A 24,376-nucleotide genomic window follows, 5' to 3' on the forward strand; every position below is an offset into this window, starting at 1 on the left:
ATGCAACCGCCGTTGTCGGGAAATTATTCGAACCGCGAATGCCAAAAGCGGACGGACCGCCGGCGGCCCCAACCACGTCATTCGGCAATTCGCAACGGGTAGGGAGTGTGAACCGGTCTTCCTTCGGAATCTCGATCTAGTTATTCCTGATTACCTTCGGGGCGGTGGCGAGTTTCGAAAGGTCAAGTTCCAATTCTATCCCGGGTCCCGGTAGCCATACTCCGACTGTGAAGCCACCCCAGGCTTGAACCCTGAGTTTCGCCCGTCTGCCACGAAAGGCAACTTTGATTGTCGGCGGTGAGAAAGTTGGATGGAGAACGAAGTAGGCGATGTCCGAAAGTTCCACTTTCCTCTCGGACCCGGCTTCAACAACCAGATCGATGTTTATCCAACTTCGGCTTTTTGTCGGCTCGAAAAACGCCTGTACAGCAAAGCCGTCAACCTCGCGCCTTCCTCCGAATCTGTTCTTGTTGGGATCATTGCTTGGTCCGGGCGGACGGGCGAGCGCAGGCATTGGCAGCTCACGAGAGCTGTGGTTCACCGTCGATTGCGTGCTGTGACTTTCGTGCAAAATGTGTTGGCCGTCATTTGGACTCGAAGGTGGCATCGCTCTGATCGAGATCTGCCCTGCCTTGACCTCACCTTCGAACAAGACCGTCGTGTCCTTGGAGCGGAGTCTTCCAGACGGGTTGCGATGCGGCACCAGAATGTGACGCTCCTTCAAGACAGTCTGATCGCGTGAAAGCCAGGTGAAGGTAGGCCCTGCTCCTCTCTGCAAAGCGAGGTCCGCGCTCCATCTCCGATACAGGTTTTCGAACCTTTTCTGATCAGGTGTCTCGGTTGCGCTCACGTGCGCATTCAAGAAGTCTGAAATGGTCGCTGCCATCTCTCCAAATATTTGGTTGGTGTAGCGGAAGTACGGAGATCCTGTCCTTTGCGCCTTCGCCAGTATTCCAACTGCCTTTGCCACAGTCTCGATTTCGTTCACACTACTCGTGCGCGGGCGAGACAGATCTTCGGCCGAAACATATGCCTCCTGTGGAATTGTGAGGGGTTCGTACGCGACTGAGGCAAGCACTTGGCTTGCTTGAATAACATAGGCGTCAAAGGCCCAACTCGCTCGCTTGGCAAGTTTTTCGGTCCATGCCGCATCGAGCGGCGGTATGACTTCCGGAAAACGGATCGCGAGCAGTCCGACTAGCATCGCGGCCCAGGGGTCCTCCGTTTGGCTCAAAAATCTGTCCGGCCCTGAAGCGGACAAAAGTGTATCCCTGACCGCTGCGGCTTCAGCCGATGTGCCGGCATCAAGTGCGCGGACCAATGCCCTTACCTTGGGATCCGCAGGCAGTACAGAAAGCTCAAGGTCATCCGGGGAGAATGGCGGAGCCGCTATCGTGATACGCGTGCCGCCAATATATTGAGGAAGCAGGCATCTCTCGATGCGCACATTTTCGATTGCCATGGACATTCTGACGCGGCGCCCCTTCCAACTTGCCTCGGGATCGTCGCAGGGGACAATTATCTCCAGCCTACCGGCGATAAGATCGAGTTGGGGTACGCCCTTATACAGGTCGAAGGACTCGCGCTTATGTCTTTCCTGAGAAAGTCCGATCGTGACACGGCGGGCCAGCTTCGTAGTCGCGTATTTACGGGGGAGTTCCTGAAGGGCTGTCGATTCAGCTATTTCCGCAACACCAGCTGTCAGTTCTTCGTATAGATTCGGATCCAAACTGCTGAAGTTAGCCGCGCGTGGGATTGCCGAGCTCGTTTTCTGGCTGCTGGTGTCGAAATAACTCGCATTGCTACCAGACAACGACAAGAAAGAGAACGTCGGAAGAATGACGTTGTTGGCTTGACCTTCCAGCACCTGAAAGAAGACGGACTGCGGTGCGAGACCGGCAGGTCCGATTTCGGCGGTATAAAGGCCCGGCTTCAAATCATCCTGCTGGAACGACCTTCGGTCGGGAGTCGCGATCCAATCGGCGATGGGCCCCTCTGCTCCGGTGATTTTGACTGTTCCGATTGACAAGTCGTCGGGCGCTTCGAAATGCAAGCTCGTCTTCATGGCACCGGGACCCATAATTCGTAAGCCGGCTCTTTGGGCTGGAACGGCAAGACATAGTGGGCTGTGTCGTCTACGGCTATGGCGTAAAGCGGATCGATGCTTGGAGAAACCGAGGTTTCCCATTTGCTATCAAAGCCTCTAGCACGATCTTGCAGGCATGGAGCCGTCGGTTCGTTCCGTCTGCTGAGCAACAGTCCATAGTACGGATTTCGCTCTTCCGGGTCAGTTGAAATGACGACCGGAAGTTTGAACTGAACCGGATAAACGATAGGAGGCGGATCTGTCTGCGTGAAGGCCTGATACGGTTCGAAGGGTAGCGTCGGGTCCCAGTGTTTGAAGAACACGCGACGAATGGACTTGAGGTCCTTGAGAAGATCGGCAGAGCAGACTGAATATTGGGTTCGCGTGAGCCGGGCTGACGAGCCACTTAAACCCTTGAGAAGGGTTTGGGTAAAACGGCCGAAATTGATCGAAGATGCATCCGACTGCGTGCCCTCGTATGCAAATTGACCTTCCGCTGCCGCGCAGAGCAACGAGACTTGATTGCGGCTGGTCCCAAAGGGACTTGCTGGAAAAAACCGGCAGTCTTGGGGTGGTGGCACGACCAACTCGAAATCGGGCACGTATTGGCCGCAGGCGTCCGAAAAAAGGAATGCGGCCGAAACGTTGGGTAATTTGCGAAGAGCCGATGCCACATAGCCGAGATTGAGGTGACACCAAGTGTTGGCGGGGTCTTCGTTCAAATCCTCAAGAAATAGAACAGGTTGCTGGAGATGCGATGCTCCGTGACCGCAACAGTAAAAGAGCGCGACATCGCCATCTCCCTTCACAAGCCGCTGAAACCATTCCGCGCCGCTTTGCTTGACGTTCGCATTGGTTGCGCCGTCTATAGGGCCTCTGTTCCATGGATAACGATTGGCCGGGGATTGCGGATCGGAAATCAGGACTTCGAGCGTGCCAAGCGGGGCTCCAAGCCTATCCTGGTTCTCTAGAAGCCAGTCTGTAAACAGCTTTGCGCTGTCGGCTGCACTCGGTAGATCCGGAACATTGCTCAGTGCCTCCGTTACTCCCCTGTTCGCCTTGGCTTCAGGATAAGCTCCCACGCCGACAACAAAAGCGTGTGTTTTTCGGCCCTCTATGTGACGATCAAGCAAGAGTGTCATCGCGATGTCTCACATTAAACCGACATCGCGAAGTCGCTTGCGAATCCGGGCGTAGAACTGCGGACGCTGGAAATACTTCGTGTGGGCTTGAGTTACACCCGTCACTGAATTAAACGAAAAATCAGTAACATCTGCAAAGATCGGGTCGCTGCGGAACGCCAGCGGATCAATTGGGTCGAAAACATTTAACCAGTGATCTACAGAAGCAGGTTTCGCATAGGCCTCGCCGGGAGCGGCTCTATCGAGAAGATTGAGAGAGGCAAAGAATCCAGGCTGTGAGCCAACGGTCAGGAGCGCACCGATCTTGAGATCTGAAGGCAGTCCTGCTTCGGCCGGATTGGCGAGCATGTCAACGAGGATAACGCCCCCCATACTATGGCCGATAACGATCAGGGGCCCCTTTCCCGATACGGTGGCTTGGTGCGCAGCGACAATTGACTGAGCGACCTCGCTCCGGATGTCATCGCGGAGCTGCCCCTCTCTCAAATAGACAAAGACGTCGCCGATGAACCGGCCAACCGTGCTGCTGAGCCCATCCCTTACCAATCCGAAGCCAAGTGTTGAGGCAGCATTCTGAACTCGGTCTGATACTTTCGTCGCCGCGTCAGCAATGAAACTGCCGATTCCGAAGGCGGCCGCCTGACCAGTCTTCATCTGATCGGAAATTGATTTCGGGTTTGCCTCACCTGAGAAGACAGTAGCCGCATTCTCATTTTCGATCAGATCAGCAGCCTTGCGGAAGGCAATCAGTTCTTCAGGCCGCAGAAGCCGTTTTTCACTGGCGGCCCTGTCTATAACTTCGGATAAAATCGCGTCGAGAGCCCCGACCGGATTTTGCTTGCCAACTGCGCCGATCGAAATGTTGGAATCAGCTTGGGCTGGGCTCCCAGCCCCCCCCTGTGGCGCGCCAATCTTTAGAGAAAAGGCCGCCACACCCTTATCGGTATCGAAGACGCTCTCGGGAATCTCGGGTACGAGTTTGCCCCACATGGGTGTGTGAATAGCGATCTCTTTCCCAGAAAATAGCACTTCCTTGAAGAGGCTATCGCGATTGACGGCCGCTGCGCGGTACTCCTGGGTATCCCTAGCTGAAACGCCGTGAACAAAGACCAGTTGCGCCATTTTCCTTCCCCCACACGAACGAAATGACCACCAAAATACTACAATAGGCTGGATATGTCTTCCACTACTACCTAGGCTTGCTCTGACAAAGTGGAGAGCGCCTGTTTGTGAAACAGGAGGTGTTTATGGGACGAGGAAACAAGTCGGCGCCGGAGTTTCGGCGGTGGTGTCCGGTCTTGTCCGGACAACGCTGATGGAAAGACTTGTTGCGCCAACGACGACAGAACCGGTCGTCAAATTTGTCTTGTCGCACCAGTTGCCTTGTGACACCACGTCTTTTTTCCTCTTCGAACTGTATCGAGATGAGGCTGGTTGGCAGGTTCATCAGAAGTCTCAGCATTTTTCAAGGGTCTGGGACCCAAGCTGGTCAGGAGAGAGCGGGTGCCTTTCGTTACAGTCATAGAGACTTGACCCCTGTTTGCGATATTGCTCCAACTGAGAGCCAGTTTGGAAATCAGTGCGTAGCTGGCAGACGAAATACTTCGACGTTGGCGGCTAGGCCGACGGCACATACGGCCGGGGTTTCGCAGTCTATGTGCGCCACTGTATCTCCATCACGACCGACCTTGTTCCTTCCTGTCGGCAGCCTCTCGTTCCCGGTTCCGCTGGAATACGGGACGCGATGTTCCTAATCGATTACGAAAACAACATGATCCTGAGTAGCGGCGATACCGGTTGAAATTCTCCATAGTACCTATCGCCGTGAGTGCCCGCTTTACTTATTTCGAACACCGAAGCCACCAGTCCCAAATCGGCCCCATTGCCGACGTCGTCGTGCAATGTCTGAAGACAGTCTTATTTCCCGGAGAGGAATGGCGTTAAGTCGAGCCCACGCGGAATCGGCATCTCTGCGACACGCTCGATTTCCTCAGGTTGAAGAACCTGAAAACCGTATTTCCCCCCAACCTCTGACGGTGTGTGGCCAAGTTGCCGATCGGATATTCGCTTTCCCAAATGAAAATCATACCAGTATTTCGCGTTGTGGCGGAGACTATGGAATGTTTGCCGCTGGCGCTCGTGAATCCCGAGCTTGGACATCCAGTTTATCATTTGCTTGGATGCGGCATCGGCGGGATCGCCCGCTGTATGAAATGCAGAAAATACCCACCCCTTCTTTCGCACTTCTCGTGCATAATCGACAAATCCGGATTCGATCAGCGAAGGCGGCAGGGCGACAATCCTTGGGCTGGAATCCGGCGTCTTTAGACGCCGTGCGACTTCCTTGCGATGGATGATTAGCGGTTTGCGCAAATCGATAATCGTATGTCCGTCCTGCTCAACTATGTCTGACACTTGCAGCCAAACGATTTCACCCAGTCGCATGCCGGTCAGCATAGCAACAAGAGGCAACCAACGTTTGTGGGCGTCTCGCGGCCTTTGCTCCGCCGCGGCCGATATCCATTTGTTCAGATGCTCAACAGGAAGCCCTTCACGCACAGTACTTTTTGCCGCGGCCGACGGCATGGTAATACGATATGCCTTCAGATCTTTCACCCCGCCTACACCAGCCGTCGCACGGCTCCAAAGGCTTAAAAAATCCGAAATCGAACCTTGAATCGTGGTCGTCGCAAGATGCGGAAGCGGAGGTTTTCGCTTGCCGTTTTTTTCGACGATTTTTCGGAGAGACAACCCTTTAAACTCGGGATATTTCGACCGGTTCAAAGGCACCTGAGCCAGAATGGTGGCAAAGTCCTGTATGTGAATCGGAAGATATTGCTTGAGCGGAAGGTCTCCGATGACGTCTATGAATGCGGCCAGGGACGCTTCCAACCGCTCTTGGTAACGATCCGGACCGGCATCCTCGCCTTTCGCCTCACGACGGGCAGAGAGAACAACTTGAGCAGCAACACTCAAAAGCGAATCCTCGGTGATTTCTCGCGCATTCAGTTTTGCAGCAGGCATCTCGCAAGTGGATTGTGGATCATGGTGCACCGGCTGCGGTGCCACTGGTGTCATACTTACCGAGGCAAACGTCCGGAGAGCGCTGTGAAGACCGACCTTTTCGGCCTCCACAGCGATTTGGTCCTTTTCAAGAACACCCTTGAGGAGATTCAGACGGTCCAGAGTTGCCGTGTATGCGTTTTTAACCGCCTCTTCCTTGTCGGCAGACTGAAGCGCGAATTCAAGGTCCTGAGAGAGCTTGAATTTCGACAGATCCAATGGTCCCGGATTGTCCGGATCAATAAGAGCGTGCTCAACCTCGTTCCGGAGTTGCGACGCCTTCAACCCCGCCCGGCGTCGCCGTCCCTCGAATTGCGCTAGTTCCTCACCCAAGGCCTTCAGGCTGTCTTCCAGCGCTTTCCTATCCATGCCCCGCCCCATGCTCTGGAACGCCTCAGCCGCAAGGACTGTAGCCATTTGGGACGCGCTCCGCCTGTCGATCGGACCAAGCCATACCCGGAGAGGTGTTGATCCTAGGTAAACCTGATATTTTTTTGGAACCCGTAGTTGAAAACAGAAACCCGTCGGACGGCGCCAGAGATACATCAGTTCGAACATCCCGTGTGTACGTTCAAGAGTACGTTCCGGTGTACAAACTGGCTTCGAACTGAATTTTTATCAATGAAATCAAAAGCTTAAGGAGAATGGTGGGCCCGGAGGGACTCGAACCCCCAACCAATCCGTTATGAGCGGACGGCTCTAACCAATTGAGCTACAGGCCCACGGCAGGGCGAAGCCTTTGCAAGGCCCTGCGTCTGGTTCCCTATACCATGGCCAATCTCCGGGGCAAGTGCTTTGCAACGGCAGGGTGAAAAAGGTTGGGAAACTGGCGCGGTGGAAGCGTTTCTCAGGAGGTCTGGATCGCCTTGATGGAAAAAGCGGTTCCGTTCGCCTGCGCCATCGGGTCTAAATGAGGCAGCCGGGCCTTTGACGAGTCGCCCGGGGAACAGACCAGCCAAACTCGCCCGCCGGAGCCACCATGCGATCACCGCTTCTCACCGCCACGCTGAGTGTCCTGCTTGTGTGCATGATCGGCTGGCTGCTGGTGGTCGGGCGGTCCCTCATCCTGCCGTTCGTGATCGCGCTGATCGTCTGGTACATGATCAACTCGCTGGCACATGTCTTTGCGCATATTCCGCTTGGCCGCTGGCGCCTGCCCCGTTTGGTGTCGTTTTCACTGGCACTGCTGACGATCTTCTTTGCCGGCACCGTGGTGCTCGACATCGTGACCGTCAATCTCACCCAGCTTGCACTGGACGCACCAACCTATCAGCGGCGGCTGGAAGAACTCTTCACCCAGGCATCCACCCAACTGCACCTTAATGATCCGATCGAGTTGAAGGACCTTCTGCCCGATTCCATCGTACCGCGCATGGTGACCGCGGGAGCGAGCCTGGTGACGACGCTGGCCGGGTCGGCCAGTCTTGTGTTCATCTATGTCCTGTTCCTGGTGCTCGAGCAGTCGACATTCGACCGCAAGTTCGAACGCCTGTTTCCTTCGCCCGAGCGGGCGGAAGCCGCGTTTGCCATGCGGGCCGAGATCAACCGCTCGATCATGCATTATTTCTCGATCAAGACCGCCGTCTCCGTTGCCACGGGCGTTTTGACCAGCCTCGTTCTGATCGCCATTGGCCTGCCATACGCGGCCTTGTTCGGCTTCATTGCCTTTCTGCTCAACTACATTCCAACCATCGGTTCGCTGATCGGGGTGATCTTTCCCAGCCTCCTGGCGGTGGTCTATTACGACACGCTGGGTCCCTTCATCGCGATTGCGACGGGCCTCGGCCTCATCCAGTTCACCATCGGCAATCTGGTCGAACCGCGCCTGATGGGATCCAACCTGAATCTGTCAGGCCTTGTCATCATGTTGTCGCTGGCCTTCTGGGGGGCGATCTGGGGTGTTGTCGGCATGGTTCTGTGCGTCCCGCTGACGGTGATGATCGTGATCGTCTGCGCCCGTTTCGAAGGTTCCAGGCCGATTGCGATTCTGTTGTCGCAGACCGGCGAGGTCGGCGGCCTGTCGGGCAAGACCGGCAGCACGGGTTAGGCCTCCGGGAAAGATTTTCAAACGACCTTCGAGGACATCTGCCGGGTTTTGCCGATGAACGGCAGATGAACACAACCGTCATTACGCTGCCGCAATCACAAGCGAGTGTCCGGCCATCGAACAAACTGTTTCCATCAAGGATAAGTTCATATGAATGCCCCTCTTTTTCCCTCCGTCTCCCTGCTGCGCAAGGCTGTTCTGGCCGCTGGCCTCAGTGCCGCGCTCGTGAGTGCCGCACCGGCTGTCGCGCAGGATTCCCCGGCACCGGCCGGCACGATCACCATGCAGGGCCGCGGTGCAGTTTCCGTTGCCCCCGACATGGCCGTCATTTCCGCAAGCGTCGTCACCACCGGCAAATCCACTGCCGACGTTCTTGCTGAAAACAGCGCCGCAATCGCCAAGGTCATTGAAGCGGTGAAAGCAAACGGCATCGAAGCCAAGGACATCCAGACCAAGGGGTTCGGCATCTACCCGCGCTACGATCACTCCAAGAACTCCAGCAGCCAGCCGGATATTGCCGGTTATGAGGTTCGCAACGGCGTTGAAGTCAAGATCCGCGATCTGGCCAAACTTGGCGGGCTGTTGACGCTTGTCGTCGAAAGCGGTGCAAACTCGGTCGATTCCATCCGCTTTGAAGTCAGCAATGCCGACGAGATACTGGATGAAGCCCGCAAGAAGGCCGTCGAGGACGCTCGGCACAAGGCAGGCATCTTTGCTGCCGCTGCCGGTGTCGATCTCGGCGCCATTGCCGACATCACGGAAACCGGCACCGAAATGCCGCGCCCGTACATGATGCGCGCCGAGGGCATGATGATGGCCAAATCCGCCGATGTGCCGATCGAGGCGGGCGAGGAAACCATCAGCGCGAATGTCACCATCCGCTGGACGCTGAAGTAACCACGCGCCGGAAACAAAAAAACCGGGGCCTGGTTTCCAGGCCCCGGTTTTCTTTTGTCCAAATCTTCGTTCACCGGTCAGCGGGCTGCCGGGTTCCCTCACAGGTTCCGGTGCCAAACCTGCATCGGCTTGTCGGTTTCTTCGTTCTCGCCGACATCGCGCCAGGGAAACGTCACGACGACACCCTCCAGCTTTTCGTAACCGCGCTTGCGCCAGAACGGATCGAGCGGGGCGTAGTCTACCGGCTTCAGCGGGTGCGTGTCCGGGCGGATCATCGCACAGAAGGCTGCTTCACCGAAACCGAGCCGCCTGGCGTGCGCTTCGCGCTCGTCAAAAAAGCGATGGCCGATGCCCTGGCCACGGTAGGCAGGATCCAGAACGGATTCGGCCATGTAGAAGACGTTCTCCGGATCCAGTCCTTGCTTGAGGAAAGGGGTCTTGAAAGCCTCCAGTTCGGCACCGAGCGGCTCACCTGTCGCCGCGCCAACCAGCCGGCTGCCGTCATATGCACCGACAATCACCGCGCCCTCCGTCCGGGCATAGCGTTGCAGGTATCCGGCTTCGTACTCCAGAGACCCCTCATAGAGATATGGCCAGCTGCGGAAGACGGATATCCTCAGGCGCGCAAGATCGTTCAGCGCAGCTGTCAACTCCTCGCCCGTCAGCGTTCTGATCTCAGCTGGCATGATGCCTCCCGTCCTTCAAAAACCGCCTGACCGCTGGGCACAGGTCCGTTTGTTTCAATTGTCGCAAAACCGCCTGGACCTGTTACCAAATAGTACAAATCCCCGATACCTCTGCCTGCCCTGGCATGGCACTAATATTTGGCATTTCTTTTCTTTGCGAGGAGCCAAAGCGCGCCATGTCCACGACACAGCCAGCGTCCTACAGCCCGATCCATATCATTCTGCATTGGGTGATCGCCGCCCTGATCCTGTTTCAGCTGATCTTCGGCGAAAGCATGGGCGATCTGAAGCACGTGCTGCGCGACGGCGGCGTGCCGGATGCGGCAACCGCCTTTCTGGCCAATGCCCACATCTGGGTTGGCATTGCCGTTCTGGCCTTGACTGTCATCCGTCTTCTGGTGCGGGCAAAATTCGGCGTCCCTGCCCCGCTCCCCACTTCAAGAGCCCAGGAACTGGCCGCCAGGGGTGTCCACGGCCTGCTCTATCTGCTCATGTTGCTGGCACCGATCACCGGACTTCTGGCCTGGTACGGCGGCATCCACACTGCGGAAGAAATCCACGAATTAAGCAAGCCGTTCTTCATCGTGCTGATCGCACTGCATGTGCTGGGAGCGCTCTACCATCATATTGCCCTGAAGGATGGCATCATGATGCGGATGGTATCTTCCCGGCACTAGCCGAAACAGAAAAGGCTCCGGCAATCTCGCAAGCCGGAGCCTTCTTTTTTACGCCAGATGACTTAATCGCGTGCTTCCAGCCACACGCGCGCAGCGTCCATGTCGTTGCCGGTAAAGCCTTCCGCCAGTTTCTGCCCCACGACGGCACCAAACTTGTAGCCATGTCCGGAACAGGCCGAGACGACAGTGGTCTTGCCTTCGCTTATTGCGAAGAAATGCTCGTCTGAGGTGAAGGTGTAGGCACAGGTGACGACGTCATCGACGCGGTATTCCTTGATCCGGCCGAACGGCGGAGAGAAATAGTCGCGCAGGGTCTCGCCTTCGCCTGCAACCGGTATCCGATCCTGGTTCGGCGGAGCCTTGTACTTGTGAATACCCGCCCCGAACTTGAGGCCGGTTCCGGCGACCGGAGGCAGGATGTAACCGTCGATCGGCCCGCCCGGATCGAGAATCGCCGGCGATCGTTCCCAGGCCTCGCGCAGATCTTCAGGCGGCGTCAGGTAGACAACCGCGGTCCGGTAAGTCGTCAGGCTGATGTCCAGCTTCGGGAAGAGCCCCAGCGTCCAGGCACCGGCCGTCACGATCACATGCTCTCCGGAGACCGTGCTGCCATCGGCAAGGGTCACCGTGCCCGCGGATGTGTCGACGGCAGTCACCTGTGCGTTTTCGCGCACATCAGCTCCCTTGGCGATCAGCCAGTCGCGCACTCCGGCGGCAATTTTCTGGCACAGCAGAACGCCGCCCTCGTCGCTGACAGCGCCATAACGGATCGTCGCCGGATCAACGAAGGGAAACCGTTTCGCCGTTTCTTCCGGTGTCAGGTCCTCGAACGGATAACCGCCCTCGACCAGACCGTCCCGATAGACCTCGCCGCCATCGCCCGGTTCCTGCGACAACAGCATGAATCCCGTTTCGGCGAGGTGCTTCTCACCGAGGTCGTCCCACATCTCGTCCCATGCCGCGTAAGCATCGCCGATGCGGCGCTGATAGCCGCCCTGGCCGCCATAGGCCCGGCGGATGATACGGTGCTGGTCACCGGATGCCGAAAGCGGGTTGGGGATTGGCCCCTGTTCCAGAAGCGTGACGAGCACACCTCGTTTTGTCAGGGCCCAAGCGGTGGAAAGTCCGGAAACACCGGCTCCAACAATCACAACTGTCATGAATTCTGTCCTGCGGAATGGAGGGCCAGATTATCTGCCTGTCCGGCGAGCGCAAGAGACGTTCTGACGCAAACCGCGCATGACGGTTATGTATTTTCGGTTGCCGTAAAGAGAGAAGCCGCTACGCTCCGTTCCGATAGGCTCAGGCCGATCGTGATCAGGGTGCGGGAGGACAAGCCGTGCTGGAAAATAACATGTCGGAAGAACAGCCTCTGGCTAGCCGCCGCCTCGCCGAGTTCCCGGATTGGGGCTATCTTTTGCGGGAATTTTACGAGGCCTACCGGTTCCTCTCGTCCGGTGGCAGCGACAAGATCCGGGCACATCAGCGCGCGGTGCGCGAGGCAATTGGGCGGGTGTTGAAATCCGATCCGGAAATGCGCTTCGATGCCCCGGCCCACAAACCCGTGACGGCACATCTCCGGCGTGCCCTTGACGAGGGCAAGCAGGAGCGAACCGCTCCGCTGGTGCGCGCCATCGAAAGTGTCCGGGACCATCTCATCTGGCAGTATGGCTACGAGAAAGTGCCGCGCGGCCTCGACAAGACGTATGCCTACGCGGAAATCTGCGGACCGAACGGACCGGTTCTGACGACGGACGTCATTCTGGGCCTGGTCCTGTTCGCACCGGGCTGTACATATCCGGCCCACGCGCACAGTGGCATATCGGAAAGCTATATCTGCGTTTCAGGAGCGGTTTCGGAAAATCACCAGGGGGTCTATGCCCCCGGGTCGATGATCTTCAACCCGCCGGAGCATATGCACCGGATCACCGTGTCCAAACTGGAGCCGGCACTTCTGGCCTGGGCCTGGATCGGCCCGCCGGAACGCCTCGCCAACCAGAAGATGGTCTTCAGCCGCAAGAAGGGGTGAGAGACCTCCTCCCCTGGCGACGTCAGACGATATCCCGTCGGATCGTGATCTCCGCCTTTTCCAGCCCGTCCGGCGAAAGCCAGACGGGCTCTGCAATCAGTTTTTCGCAGAAGATCCCCAGTTCGGGAAATGTCAGCCCCATGGAATGGGCCAGCGCGACCCGGTCACCCGGCTTCGGGTTGAGACCGCAACAGATCTCTCGTGTGCCCATCTTCAGGTGATGGGCAATGTCCCACTCCAGCACCACACCCTGATGCCGTGTCACCACCCAGCAGTGCATGTCGTCGCAGCTGCCGTTCTTTTCTTGCGGGAAAAAGTATCCGGTCACGTAACCGGCTTCGAAGCCGGCGGCACGCAGGCTGGCGATCAGGTAGGTGTTGATGTCGACGCAGGACCCTTCGGTCAGCCCGCACGACAGATAGGGCACTTCTTCACACCCCTCGTTGAAACGAACCTGAGGATGGGCATAGCGGAACTTTTCGGCCGCCGCGTTGACGAGCGCCTGAATGGCAGCGTGACCGTCGGGCTGACTGTCGGCAATGTTGATCGCATCATAGACGAGATCTTGAGCTGCCCGGGTAAAACGGTTGCGCAGTGGCGCAAACACTGCATCAGGATAGCCCGGCCCTTCGTCGCGGTATTCGTAATTCACCACAACGTCTGCCCCGGGTTCCACCGACACCACGGCCACCATCTGGCCGGTAGTGATTTCTCCGGCCAGGCCCAGCTTTCCGCCCTTGATCTCGAAACCGACCGGCATCTGGTGTGGCGTCGGCAAGCCGACCGGCACCAGCAGCTTGTGGCGAGCCTCATCCGATCTGACCGTGACAGAAACGTTCGTACGCATTGTCACTCCCTCAAAAGATCAGCTGGAAAACAAGACCGGACAGCACCGCACCCGCAAATCCCAGACCGATGTAAGCGGCAAAGACCTGCGGCCTGACCAGTGACCAGACGGCAGCCATTGCCGGGATCGAGCTGACAGCGCCTGCAATCATGAACGCCATCGCGGCCCCGGCGCTCATCCCCTGGTCCATCAGACCAGCCAGAAGTGGCGGTGCCACGTAGCTGTTGAGATAGGCAGGCATGCCGATCAATGCGGACAGAAGAATTGCCCCCAGCCCGTCGCCGCCAACAGCCTGCGCAATCAGGTCTGCGGGGACATAGGTGACGAGAGCTGCTTCCAGCACATACGCCAGTGCCAGCCACTTGATCAGAAACAGTGCATTGGCTTTCAGTTCGATCCGGAACTTGTCGGTGCGCTCAGTCTCTTTCCAGATTTGCCAGACCGGCCGCCCTGTCTTCGCAGAAGCGCCACAGCCGCAGCCACCGGTCGCCGCCCCGATTTTCACCGGATTGGCCAGAAAGCCGCTACGCAGCGCAAGCGCGACGGAAAAACCGCCGAGAAGACCCAGCGCCACCGCAAAGACCGCCTTGCCGACGGCAAAGGGCCATCCCAGAGCACCGGCAGTGATCAGCAATGTCGGCGGGTCAATCAAGGGAGAGGACAGCCAGAACGCCATGATGGCTGACAACGGCGCACCAACCGCCAGAAGACCGGCAATGAACGGGATGACTTCACAGGAACAGAACGGTGCAAGACCACCAAACAGGGCTGCGAGAAAGATTGCCTGTGTCTCGCGTCCCTCGAACGCACGCCCGACAAACGCCTCTGCGCCGGCCGCCTTGAGCCAGGCGATCAAAGCAACGGCAAAAGCAATATACGGCAATGTTCCCGCGAAGGCGGAGAGTGCGAAGGTTACGAAAGCGACGAAGTGCGGCTGGTCCAGCAACAGCACCAGTAACGGACCGCCGACGACAATCGTCCAGGTCGACAGAAGGTATTTCGAAACGGCGAGAGACTTCAGAGACCATTTCGAAGCCGGCGTGCTGCAGCAGGCGGTCTTCGGAGCGCAACAGCTTGCGCCGCCGCCACTCGGCTGAAGGTTGTTCATCGCATCAGACATCGGCGGGCTCCTTTTGCGGGGATGGGCACTCACAACCCTTTTCGTCCACGCAGCACTCTTTCAGGATGTAACCGGCAAGGTTTTCCAGATGGCCATACGCTGCCCGGTTGATGACCGAGCGGCCGTCCTTTTCCTGGGACACCAGGCCTGCCGAGGCGAGAAACTTCAGATGATGCGCAAGCGTTGACGCAGGCATGCCCGTGCGGGTCTGAATATCGCCGACCGTCAAACCACCCTGCCCGGCTTTCACCAGGGTCAACACCACCTGCAACCGGGCTTCCGAGCCCAGTGCCGCAAACCCTTGCGCTGCAATTTCCAGATCCATCTGCGCCTCATTTAATATAACTATATTTCTAGTTATATAGTTTTTTTAGCGCTGTCAATTGCCGCCACAGGCTGAGCAGCCTCCGGATCCGGGGGAGGAAACTAGAAGGTGGGTACAGAAGAAGAGCCTTGCTGGCGCTCGAACATCAGGCAGCTACGAAACGCATTACCGTTTCGCAGACATCGCCCTTGAGGGAAACCTGACCGGATGCCGACTGCAATTCCGGACCGAACAGCATGGAGAAGGTCGTTGCATTGGAGACGTTGAAAAAGCTCATGGCCGAGATCAGCCAATGGATCCTCAAAGGCGTCAGGCCATCGCGGAAGACGCCTTCGGCCACCCCTTTTGCATAAATGCCGGCAATTTGGGAAATCGCCGCTTCGTTCAGGCTTTTGATCTCGTCCGACTGCTCGAGATAGCGGCCATGATGAATGTTTTCGATCATGACCAGACGGATGAACGCAGGGCTTTCGCGATGATGATCGAAAGTGAAGGCCACAAGCCTCGACAGTGCGTCCCTTGGCGGCAAATGGTTCAGCTCCAGCTGTTCTTCGCCTTTGCGTACCTTCTTGTAGGCCGCTTCCAGAGCCTTGAGGTAGAGGCTCTCCTTGTCGCCGAAATAATAATAGATCATGCGCTTGGATGAGCGCGTCTTGGCCGCGATTTCATCCATGCGGGCACCGGAAAGACCGTTCGCGGAGAATTCCTCCAGGGCGACGGCCAGGATATTCGCACGCACTCCCTCCGGGTCCTGCTTCCAGCGACCCCGTGAAGAATTTTTATCCGGCAGTTCAGACTCATTGATCGACATGCCTTTTTCTAAACCAGCCCGGACCGGGTTACCAGCCTAAATTAACCGGACAGTACATTTCTCTTGACTGAATTAACTGGTTAGTACATTTTGAAAATCAGGAGATGCGATCTCCAGCCATACAGACCCCGAAAACGGGGCTGCCAAATGAGGTTTCTGGGAGGAACCTGGGTGGAAGCAGCAAGCAACATCGTACTGGCCGGCCTGATCGGAAGGGGTATTGCCCGTTCCAGGACGCCGGAAATGCACATGGCCGAAGCAGCAGCACAGAGTCTGCGCGGCGTCTATCGCATTATCGATGTCGATACGCTTCCCGAGAACGAACAGAACCTGAAAGCTATTGTGCACGCGGCCGAAGTGACTGGTTTCAACGGTCTCAACGTGACCTACCCGTTCAAGATGGAAGTGATCCCGCTGCTGGACCAGCTATCGCCCAACGCGGCGGCTGTCGGCTCGGTCAACACCATCGTGTTCCGGAATGGAAAGCGCATTGGCCACAACACCGACCTGTGGGGATTTGCCGAGAGTTTTCGCCAGAACATGATCGGCGTGTCCCTGAAGACGGTGCTTCTCATCGGCGCTGGTGGAGCCGGCGTTGCAGTTGCCCACGCGCTGGCGGATTGCGGTGTCCAGCACCTGAAGATCTTCGACGTCGACACCGTGCGCGTGGAGCAACTTGCCCGGCAGGTCCGCTCAAATCGTCAGGGACTGACCGTGGAACCGGTCACGACCGTTGATGCTGCAAGCTGCGCCAACCTGTCTGGCATCGTCAACGCAAGCCCGGTCGGCATGGCCAAGACACCAGGAACACCGTTCCCGCTCGCGCTGCTCAAGCCCGACATGTGGGTTGCGGACATCGTCTATTTCCCGCTCGAAACGGAACTCCTGGCTGGCGCGAGAAGGCTCGGCTGCCGGGTGCTGCCCGGGTCAGGCATGGCGGTGTTCCAGGCTGTACGGGCCTTTGAACTCTTTACCGGTCGGCGTGCCGATCCGGTCCGAATGAAGGCGACGTTCGACGCCTTCGACGAAATGCCGCGGGAGACCGCGGACGCTTAACCCCTTCCGGTTTCGCATCATCACGAAAGCGGAAATGGTCATTTTGAAAATGTTACGCAAACGGGAGGAAGTCATGCGTTTCAAATTCTCATCCCTGGCAGCTACTGCCCTTCTCACAGTCGGCCTCGCCGCCGCGGCCCAGGCTCAGACTATCCGTCTGGCCCATGTCGACCCGGACGAATGGACCGCCTCCAAGAAAGGTGCTGCCGCTCATATCTTCAAGAACATCGTTGAAGGCGAAACCGATCTGACGGTGGAACTGTTCCCGGCCGGTGCGCTGGGCAACGAAGACGAGCTGGTCGCCCAGGCCCAGGACAACCTGACCCAGGTCGTCCTGGTGTCCGGCGCCATGTCCAAGGCTTGCCCGGCCGCGTCCGTTCTGGACATTCCCTACACCTTCTCTTCGGCAACCATTGCCTGGGACGTGCTGGATGGTGACTTCGGTGATGCACTTGCCGAACACTGCCTTGCACAGACCGGCCTGCGCACGCTGGCTTATGGCGAAACCGGCTTCAGGAACTTCACCAACGGCACTCGCGAGATCCGGACGCCTGCGGACATGGAAGGCCTGAAGTTCCGTGTACAGCCGATTCCGCTTTACGTGGAAATGGTGAAAGGCCTCGGCGGTGAGCCGACCCCGATCGCCTGGACCGAACTGCCCAACGCGCTTTCCACCGGTGTCGTTGACGGCCAGGAAAACCCGGTCGGCGTGATCTACAACAACGGCCTGCACAAGCTGCAGAAATACATGACCCTCGACGGCCACGTCTACGCCGCCGACTTCATCCTGATCTCCGACGAGTTCTACCAGTCGCTCACTCCGGCCCAGCAGGCCGTGGTTGCCCGTGCGGCGCGCATTGCCGGCAACATGGGCCGTTCCATCCAGCAGTGGAGCACGGCTGAAGGCGTCAACAAGGTTCAGGCAGAAGGCATGCAGGTCTATTCTCCGACCGCTGACGAAATCGCAGCCTTTGCCGAAAAGGCACAGCCGGCGGTTGTTGAATATCTGCGCGGCGAACTGGGTGAAGATGCGGTCTGGATCGACCGCCTGCAGGAATCCGTTGCTGCTGCGAGCCAGTAATCCGGTCAAGACCCCGGGCGGTTTGCCGCCCGGGGTTCTGGAATGTTGGAAAAGATCAGCTTTTGGCTGTTCAATCAAAGTCAGTTGAATAGCCAAAAGCTGAACAAGCAGGACCTGGAACATGAAAACGGTCAATGAATTTGCCCGGCGCCTCTTTGCGCTCGGAGCCGGCCTGTCGATGGCCCTCGTCTTTGCCATCATCTTCGTCAATTCGCTCCGCCGCTACACGGTCGGTCAGTCGGTATCCTGGGGCGAGGAACTGCCGATCTATCTGACCATCTACGGTGTCATGTTCGGTCTCGCGCTTGCCTATCTGCAGGACAGGCACATCCGCTTCACGGTGCTGACCGATTTTCTCTCCGTCTCCGTTCGTGAAAAACTCTTCGCGGCCGTCGACCTGGTCAGTTTCGCAACCGGTGTTGCCCTCGCCTTCTCCGGACATGCCTTCGCCGTTCGCCGAGGCAACCTTGACGCTTCGGGCCTGAAATCAGCCGGCAACTGGCTTGCGGAAACCACAGGCATCGACTCGCTGGTCTGGGTCGCCAAGGTCGGCACCTGGCAGTATGCGATCGCCATCGGCGGCGCATTGCTGGCCGTGGCCGCCGCTCTCAAGTTCTTTGAACGCATCTCGGCCATCAAGGCGGTGCAGGCATGATCTACGCAATCCTTCTCATCGGGCTCGCCACCGGCGTTCCAATCGCTCTTGCCATCATTGCAGCCTTGCTGGTGTTCATGGGCTATGGCGAAGCACCCTATTCCCTGCGCGTGGTCGCAACGGAAATGTTCAAGGGCATGAACTCCTTCCCCCTGCTTGCCATTCCGTTGTTCGTGCTGGCAGGCGAGGTCATGAACGAAAGCGGCATCACAAGCCGCATCATCGCCTTCGCCAATGTGCTGGTCGGCCGGCTGCGCGCCGGACTGGCGCTCGTCAACATCTGGGCATCGGTGATCTTCGCCGGTCTTTCCGGGTCTGCGGTTGCCGACACATCCGCCATCGGCCGGGTCTTCATTCCGGAGATGGAAAAACACGGCTACTCCCGCCCCTTCGCTGCTGCATTGACGGCGGCCTCCTCCGTGATCGGGCCCATCATTCCGCCATCCATTCCGGTGATCATCTACGCGCTGATCGTCTCCGGCGTTTCGGTGCCGGCGCTGTTTCTTGCCGGCATCGTCCCGGGCATTCTGCTGGCGATTTTCCTCTCCGTCTTCGTAATGCTGACCGTGAAGGTCGATCACGGCGATCAGGCAATAGGGCTGACCGCGGAACCGGCCAGCAAGGCCATTCTCGGCGGGATACTGCCATTGCTGATGCCGGTGTTCGTGGTCGGCTCCATCCTGCTCGGCGTCGTCACACCGACAGAGGCGGCAAGTTTCGCTGTCGCCTATGCGCTTTTCCTCGGCATCTTCGTCTATCGAAACATCAAGCTGTCTTCCCTGCCACGACTTTTCTCCGAAGCCATGCGCGACAGCGCGGTCATCCTGATCATCATTGCTGCGGTCTCTGCCGCCAACTGGCTGCTGACCTACAACCGCGTTCCGAACATGCTGACCGACTGGGTGCTGTTGAATGTGGACAGCAAGACCACGTTCCTGATTGCCACCATTCTCCTGTTCCTGTTCGTCGGACTGTTTCTGGAAGGCATCGCCGCCATGCTGGTGCTGGTACCCATCTTGCATCCGATTGCGGTCGGCATGGGCGTGGACCCGGTCCACTTCGGCATCCTTGTCATCTTCAACCTGATGATCGGCCTGATCACCCCGCCACTCGGCCTTTGTCTGTTCGTCGCCGAAGGCATCGCCCAGGTCGGCATGGCTCGGCTGACCATGGCCATACTGCCATTCTTCTTCGTTGAAGTGCTGGTGCTGCTCCTCCTCACATTTGTACCGGAAACGGTCATCTGGCTGCCCCGCATAATGGGCTACTGAACCCACGGAAGGTCCCCATGAAAACCGCCATCGCCACAGTCTCCATCGCAGGCGACCTAGCCGAAAAGCTCAGCGCAATCGCGGCTGCCGGCTTCGATGGCGTCGAGATCTTCGAAAACGACTTCCTGGCGTTTGACCGCAGTCCGAAGGATGTCGGCCAGATGGTCCGCGACCATGGCCTGGAGATCTCACTGTTTCAGCCTTTCCGCGACTTTGAAGGCATGCCCGAGCCGCAGCGCAGCAGAACCTTCGCCCGCGCCGAACGCAAGTTCGACCTCATGCAGGAAATGGGCGCGGATCTTGTGCTGATATGCTCCAACGTATCTCCCATCGCGCTTGGTGGCATAGATCGTGCCGCCGATGATCTTGCAGAGCTGGGTGACCTTGCCGCCAGGAGCGGTATCCGCATCGGCTATGAGGCCCTCGCCTGGGGCCGTTTCGTCTACGATCACCGCGATGCCTGGGAAATCGTGCGCAGGGCCGACCACCCCAACGTGGGCCTGATCCTGGATTCCTTCCACACCCTGTCGCGCAAGATAGACCCGGATTCGATCCGGGCCATTCCCGGCGACAAGATCTTCTTCGTCCAGCTGGCCGACGCGCCGAACTTCAACATGGACCTGCTCTACTGGAGCCGCCATTTCCGCAACATGCCAGGCGAAGGCGATCTGGACGTGACCGGCTTCATGCGGGCCGTTGCGGCAACAGGTTATGACGGCGTGCTGTCGCTGGAGATCTTCAACGACCAGTTCCGTGGCGGTTCGCCGAAATCCATTGCGGTCGATGGCTACCGCTCCCTGCTCTACCTGATGGACCAGGTCCGGCGAACCGAACCCGGCATCCGGATCCCCGTTCCAGAAATGCCCGACAGGGTACCGGTTGCAGGCATCGAGTTCGTTGAATTTGCCGCCGACCGCAAGGAAGCAAACGACTTGTCGGCCATGCTGACGACGCTCGGCTTCCAAAAGGCCGGCAAGCACGTTTCCAAGGAGGTCGAACTCTGGCGGCAAGGCGGCATCAACATCGTCATCAACACCGACCCGCGCGGCTTCGCTCATGCGTCCTACATCTCGCATGGCACCAATGTCTGTGACATCGGCCTTAAGGTTGCAGACGCTTCGGCAACTGTTGCCCGTGCAGAGACCCTGGGGGCCAAAACCTTCGAACAGCCAGTCGGTCCGGGCGAATTGAAGATCCCAGCGATCCGCGCTCTCGGCGGCAGCGTCATTCATTTCGTCGACGACAGCAAGGATCTGTCACGGGTGTGGGAAATCGAGTTCGAACCGGTTGGTCACGGTGGGGCAACAGGTGATGCCGGCCTTTTCCGCATCGACCACCTCGCCGAGACGATGAACTATGACGAGATGCTTACCTGGCTTCTGTTTTACCGGTCGATCTTCGACACGGAGAAGACTGCCATGGTGGATGTCATCGACCCGGCAGGCCTCGTCCGCAGCCAGGCCATCGAAAATGATGACGGCAGCCTGCGGATCACGCTCAACGGGGCGGAGAACCGAAGGACCCTAGCCGGGCATTTCATCTCGGAAGGTTTCGGATCGGGTGTGCAGCATATTGCCTTCGAAACCGCCGACATCTTCAAGACGGTGAAGGCACTGCAAGCCAACGGCTTCACGCCGCTGGTGATATCTCCCAACTACTACGACGATCTGGATGCCCGTTTCGGGCTGGAAGAAGACTTCCTCAACGACCTGAAAAACTCGGGCATTCTCTATGACCGAGACGAGAACGGCGAATATTTCCAGCTGTACAGCCCGACCTACGGCGAAGGCTTCTTCTTCGAGATTGTCGAACGCCGCGGCGGCTACAAGGGCTATGGCGCCGCCAACGCCCAGTTCCGCATCGCCGCCCAGAAACGCCATTTCCGCGCGAAGGGCATGCCGGCAAGGTAGGCTTGCCTCGGGAGGAACGCGGGGCTGATTGGGGGTATGTTCAATCGAACTCCGCAGCCCCACACACGCAACCTCATCCTGAGGAAGCGCTTCAGCGCTGTCTCGAAGGATGGGCTGCTCGCTCGGAATGTGCCGCCCATCCTTCGAGACGCCGCATTGCGGCTCCTCAGGATGAGGTTTTGGGTTGGTTAGAGCATACGCCCCCCTACCGCCCGGTTTTCTGTCGCCAGGCTTCGTATTTCTGCACGTTCTCTTCCTTCGTCGGCGGATAGAGACCGATGATCGGCGTTCCGGCCTTCACTTCCTCCAGCACGAAATCCTCAAAGCTCTCCATGCCGGTGCATTCGTCGGCAAGCTCGTCGGCCAGATGTGCAGGGATCACCATGACGCCATCCTTGTCGCCGACCAGAACGTCCCCGGGGAAGACCGGAGCATCGCCGCAGGATATCGGCACGTTGATGTCCAGCGCCTCATGCAGGGTCAGGTTGGTCGGAGCTGACGGCTTGGCGTAATAGGCGGGCATGTCGAGTGCGCCGATACCTTCCGCGTCCCGGAAACCACCGTCGGAGACAACACCGGCCGCGCCGCGTAGCGCCAGCCGGGTGATCAGGATGGAACCGGCCGTTGCCGCGCGCGCATCCTTGCGCGCATCCATCACCAGAACGTGGCCTGGCGGGCAGGTTTCCATCGCAACCCGCTGCGGATGGTCCGGATTGCGAAAAACCGTGATCGGATTGCGGTCTTCCCGAGCCGGGATGTAGCGCAGCGTGAAAGCCTGACCGACCATGTTTTCGTCTTTCGGAGCTACCGGCACCACACCCTGAATGAACTGGTTGCGCAGGCCGCGCTTGTAGAGCGCCGTCGCGACGGAAGCCGTCGAGACCTTTTTCAGTTTCGCGCGGGTGTCGTCGGAAAGTGTGTAGTCGCTCATGATGTCCTCAGTAGATATCGGGTTCGCCGGCGGTACGGCCGAAGTCGGATTGCAGGAAGTCGAAGTCGCAGCCCTTGTCGGCCTGGGTGACGTGTCGCTGGAAGAGATAACCGTAGCCGCGCTCAAACCGTGGCACGGGGGCCTGCCAGGCGGCCCTGCGGGCCTCCAGTTCCACCTCCTCCACCAGCATGTCGAGGCGGCGGTTGGCGAGATCCAGCCGGACGATGTCACCGGTCTTCAGCAGCGCCAGCGGTCCGCCGACATAGCTTTCCGGCGCGACATGCAGCACGCAGGCACCATAGGAGGTGCCGGACATGCGCGCATCGGAGATCCGCAGCATGTCGCGATGGCCCTGCTTGATCAGCGCCTTGGGGATCGGCAGCATGCCCCATTCGGGAAATCCCGGCCCGCCCTGGGGCCCGGCATTGCGGAGCACCAGGACGTGGTCCGGCGTGACCTCCAGGGTCTCGTCATCGATGGCCGCCTTCATTTCAGGGTAGCTGTCGAAGACCAGGGCCGGCCCTTCGTGGAAATGGAACTTCGGATCGCAGGCCGCCGGCTTGATCACGGCACCGTCAGGGCAGAGGTTCCCGCGCAGAACAGCGAGCGAACCTTCCTGGTACACCGGGTTGGAGAGAGGTCGGATGACATCGTCGTTATAGACGACCGCGCCTTCCAGGTTTTCACCGAGCGTCTTGCCGGTGATGGTCAGCGCAGTGAGATCCAGCCGGTCCTCGATCTGTTTCATCAGCGCGCGCAGGCCGCCCGCATAGAAGAAATCCTCCATCAGGTAGTCCCTGCCGGAAGGTCGCACATTGGCGATCAGCGGTGTCACCCGGCCAAGGGCGTCCAGATCGTCGAGCGACAGCTCCACACCGGCCCGGCGCGCCATCGCGATAAGGTGGACGACCGCATTGGTGGAACAGCCGGTGGCCATCGCAACGACAGCGGCGTTCCGGCAGGCGGCATCCGTGATGATCCGATCCGGTGTCAGGTCTTCCCAGACCATCTCAACGATGCGCCGACCACAATCGGCTCCCATGCGTTGATGGCCCGCATCAACCGCCGGAATGGAAGATGCGCCCGGAAGGGTCAGCCCCATTGCATCGGCAATGGCCGTCATGGTCGAAGCCGTCCCCATGGTCATGCAGGTGCCGGCCGAGCGGGCGATACCACCCTGGATCCCGAGCCATTCATCGTCGGCAATGTTGCCGGCCCGGCGCTCGTCCCAGTATTTCCAGGCATCGGACCCCGACCCCAGGATCTTGCCGGCGTAGTTGCCACGCAACATCGGGCCTGCCGGCAGATAGACCATCGGAACACTTGCCGAGATCGCCCCCATGACAAGACCGGGTGTGGTTTTGTCACAGCCTCCCATCAGCACCACGCCGTCCAGCGGGTGAGAACGGATCATCTCCTCCGTCTCCATGGCCAGCATGTTGCGGTAGAGCATCGAGGTTGGCTTGGTGAAGCTTTCGTCGACCGAGAGCGACGGCATCTCGACGGGAAAGCCTCCCGCCTGGAAGACGCCGCGCTTCACGTCCTGCACCCGCTCCTTGAAGTGGGAATGACAGGTGTTCAGCTCCGACCATGTGTTGAGCACGCCAATGACCGGCTTGTCCCGGAAGTCCTCTTCCGAGTAGCCGAGCTGCATCATCCGCGAGCGATGACCGAAGCTGCGCAGATCGTCAGGAGCGAACCAGCGCGCGGAACGTAAGTCTTTTGGGGCTTTGTGCGTCATG

The 24,376-nt window shown here is 58.6% G+C and carries 21 protein-coding genes and 1 tRNA gene; 9 read left to right on the plus strand and 13 right to left on the minus strand.

Annotation, left to right across the window (positions count from 1 at the left end):
• Positions 1-136: 136 nt before the first annotated feature.
• From ACVDG9_RS18420 to ACVDG9_RS18440, 5 genes are all read right to left on the minus strand, one after another.
• Positions 137-2,065, minus strand: coding sequence for a pYEATS domain-containing protein (locus ACVDG9_RS18420; RefSeq protein ID WP_447238660.1), 1,929 nt, complete (start codon positions 2,063-2,065; stop codon positions 137-139).
• Positions 2,062-3,228, minus strand: a complete 1,167-nt coding sequence (locus tag ACVDG9_RS18425) for a hypothetical protein (RefSeq protein WP_447238661.1) — start codon at positions 3,226-3,228, stop codon at positions 2,062-2,064. Before ACVDG9_RS18425 ends, ACVDG9_RS18420 begins: the two co-directional genes overlap by 4 nt.
• Positions 3,229-3,237: 9 nt before the next feature.
• A complete protein-coding gene (locus ACVDG9_RS18430; protein ID WP_447238662.1) occupies positions 3,238-4,350 on the minus strand; it encodes a hypothetical protein in 1,113 nt (370 codons plus the stop codon).
• A 795-nt stretch (positions 4,351-5,145) separates the two neighbouring features.
• Positions 5,146-6,708: a tyrosine-type recombinase/integrase gene (locus ACVDG9_RS18435; RefSeq protein ID WP_447238663.1), complete on the minus strand. Its 1,563-nt coding sequence runs from the start codon at positions 6,706-6,708 to the stop codon at positions 5,146-5,148.
• Positions 6,709-6,936: 228 nt separating this feature from the next.
• Positions 6,937-7,013, minus strand: a tRNA-Ile gene (locus ACVDG9_RS18440).
• 257 nt (positions 7,014-7,270) lie between these two features.
• Between ACVDG9_RS18440 and ACVDG9_RS18445 the strand changes: the two genes are divergently transcribed.
• Together ACVDG9_RS18445 and ACVDG9_RS18450 are read left to right on the plus strand one after the other, a co-directional pair.
• Positions 7,271-8,338: an AI-2E family transporter gene (locus ACVDG9_RS18445; protein WP_447238664.1), complete on the plus strand. Its 1,068-nt coding sequence runs from the start codon at positions 7,271-7,273 to the stop codon at positions 8,336-8,338.
• Positions 8,339-8,488: 150 nt separating this feature from the next.
• Positions 8,489-9,235 (plus strand): SIMPL domain-containing protein, encoded by a 747-nt coding sequence (locus tag ACVDG9_RS18450; RefSeq protein WP_289808434.1) that lies wholly within the window; start codon positions 8,489-8,491, stop codon positions 9,233-9,235.
• A 98-nt stretch (positions 9,236-9,333) separates the two neighbouring features.
• On the opposite strand, the gene ACVDG9_RS18455 is transcribed toward ACVDG9_RS18450, so the two are convergent.
• Positions 9,334-9,921: a GNAT family N-acetyltransferase gene (locus ACVDG9_RS18455; protein WP_447238665.1), complete on the minus strand. Its 588-nt coding sequence runs from the start codon at positions 9,919-9,921 to the stop codon at positions 9,334-9,336.
• Between the two features lie 176 nt (positions 9,922-10,097).
• On the opposite strand from ACVDG9_RS18455, the gene ACVDG9_RS18460 reads away from it, so the two are divergent.
• Positions 10,098-10,598 (plus strand): cytochrome b, encoded by a 501-nt coding sequence (locus ACVDG9_RS18460; RefSeq protein WP_022997916.1) that lies wholly within the window; start codon positions 10,098-10,100, stop codon positions 10,596-10,598.
• 62 nt (positions 10,599-10,660) lie between these two features.
• On the opposite strand, the gene ACVDG9_RS18465 is transcribed toward ACVDG9_RS18460, so the two are convergent.
• On the minus strand, positions 10,661-11,758 hold the full coding sequence (locus ACVDG9_RS18465) for an NAD(P)/FAD-dependent oxidoreductase (RefSeq protein ID WP_447238666.1): 1,098 nt from the start codon (positions 11,756-11,758) through the stop codon (positions 10,661-10,663).
• Positions 11,759-11,952: 194 nt separating this feature from the next.
• Between ACVDG9_RS18465 and ACVDG9_RS18470 the strand changes: the two genes are divergently transcribed.
• Positions 11,953-12,627, plus strand: a complete 675-nt coding sequence (locus ACVDG9_RS18470; RefSeq protein ID WP_031268172.1) for a dimethylsulfonioproprionate lyase family protein — start codon at positions 11,953-11,955, stop codon at positions 12,625-12,627.
• A gap of 22 nt (positions 12,628-12,649) precedes the next feature.
• On the opposite strand, the gene ACVDG9_RS18475 is transcribed toward ACVDG9_RS18470, so the two are convergent.
• The 4 genes from ACVDG9_RS18475 to ACVDG9_RS18490 all read right to left on the minus strand — a co-directional run bounded on the left by ACVDG9_RS18475 (position 12,650) and on the right by ACVDG9_RS18490 (position 15,730).
• Positions 12,650-13,474 carry a transglutaminase-like domain-containing protein gene (locus tag ACVDG9_RS18475; protein WP_447238667.1) on the minus strand — a complete coding sequence of 275 codons (825 nt, stop codon included), beginning with the start codon at positions 13,472-13,474 and terminating at the stop codon, positions 12,650-12,652.
• A 10-nt stretch (positions 13,475-13,484) separates the two neighbouring features.
• The gene (locus ACVDG9_RS18480; RefSeq protein WP_447238668.1) at positions 13,485-14,594 is read right to left on the minus strand and encodes a permease; all 1,110 of its coding nucleotides are present in this window, start codon (positions 14,592-14,594) and stop codon (positions 13,485-13,487) included.
• On the minus strand, positions 14,587-14,919 hold the full coding sequence (locus ACVDG9_RS18485) for an ArsR/SmtB family transcription factor (protein WP_022997921.1): 333 nt from the start codon (positions 14,917-14,919) through the stop codon (positions 14,587-14,589). Before ACVDG9_RS18485 ends, ACVDG9_RS18480 begins: the two co-directional genes overlap by 8 nt.
• Before the next feature lie 145 nt (positions 14,920-15,064).
• Complete coding sequence (locus tag ACVDG9_RS18490) at positions 15,065-15,730, minus strand: TetR/AcrR family transcriptional regulator (RefSeq protein ID WP_447238669.1); 666 nt, start codon at positions 15,728-15,730, stop codon at positions 15,065-15,067.
• Between the two features lie 147 nt (positions 15,731-15,877).
• Between ACVDG9_RS18490 and ACVDG9_RS18495 the strand changes: the two genes are divergently transcribed.
• The 5 genes from ACVDG9_RS18495 (at position 15,878) to ACVDG9_RS18515 (ending at position 21,703) form a co-directional block, all read left to right on the plus strand.
• Positions 15,878-16,786 (plus strand): shikimate dehydrogenase, encoded by a 909-nt coding sequence (locus ACVDG9_RS18495; protein ID WP_370199183.1) that lies wholly within the window; start codon positions 15,878-15,880, stop codon positions 16,784-16,786.
• 73 nt (positions 16,787-16,859) lie between these two features.
• The gene (dctP, locus tag ACVDG9_RS18500; protein WP_031268177.1) at positions 16,860-17,867 is read left to right on the plus strand and encodes a TRAP transporter substrate-binding protein DctP; all 1,008 of its coding nucleotides are present in this window, start codon (positions 16,860-16,862) and stop codon (positions 17,865-17,867) included.
• Between the two features lie 121 nt (positions 17,868-17,988).
• A complete protein-coding gene (locus tag ACVDG9_RS18505; RefSeq protein ID WP_022997926.1) occupies positions 17,989-18,522 on the plus strand; it encodes a TRAP transporter small permease in 534 nt (177 codons plus the stop codon).
• Entirely contained in the window at positions 18,519-19,793 is a 1,275-nt protein-coding gene (locus ACVDG9_RS18510; protein ID WP_168692422.1) for a TRAP transporter large permease, read from the plus strand. The genes ACVDG9_RS18505 and ACVDG9_RS18510 overlap by 4 nt, the downstream gene beginning before the upstream one ends.
• 17 nt (positions 19,794-19,810) lie before the next feature.
• Complete coding sequence (locus tag ACVDG9_RS18515; RefSeq protein ID WP_447238670.1) at positions 19,811-21,703, plus strand: bifunctional sugar phosphate isomerase/epimerase/4-hydroxyphenylpyruvate dioxygenase family protein; 1,893 nt, start codon at positions 19,811-19,813, stop codon at positions 21,701-21,703.
• Between the two features lie 205 nt (positions 21,704-21,908).
• Here the strand turns inward: ACVDG9_RS18515 and ACVDG9_RS18520 are convergent, their stop codons facing one another.
• Together ACVDG9_RS18520 and araD are read right to left on the minus strand one after the other, a co-directional pair.
• Positions 21,909-22,634, minus strand: coding sequence for a ribonuclease activity regulator RraA (locus ACVDG9_RS18520; protein ID WP_152505859.1), 726 nt, complete (start codon positions 22,632-22,634; stop codon positions 21,909-21,911).
• 7 nt (positions 22,635-22,641) lie between these two features.
• On the minus strand, positions 22,642-24,375 hold the full coding sequence (gene araD, locus ACVDG9_RS18525; RefSeq protein WP_447238671.1) for an L-arabinonate dehydratase: 1,734 nt from the start codon (positions 24,373-24,375) through the stop codon (positions 22,642-22,644).
• Position 24,376 lies beyond the last annotated feature (1 nt).

The organism is Roseibium sp. RP-7 (assembly GCF_053005225.1).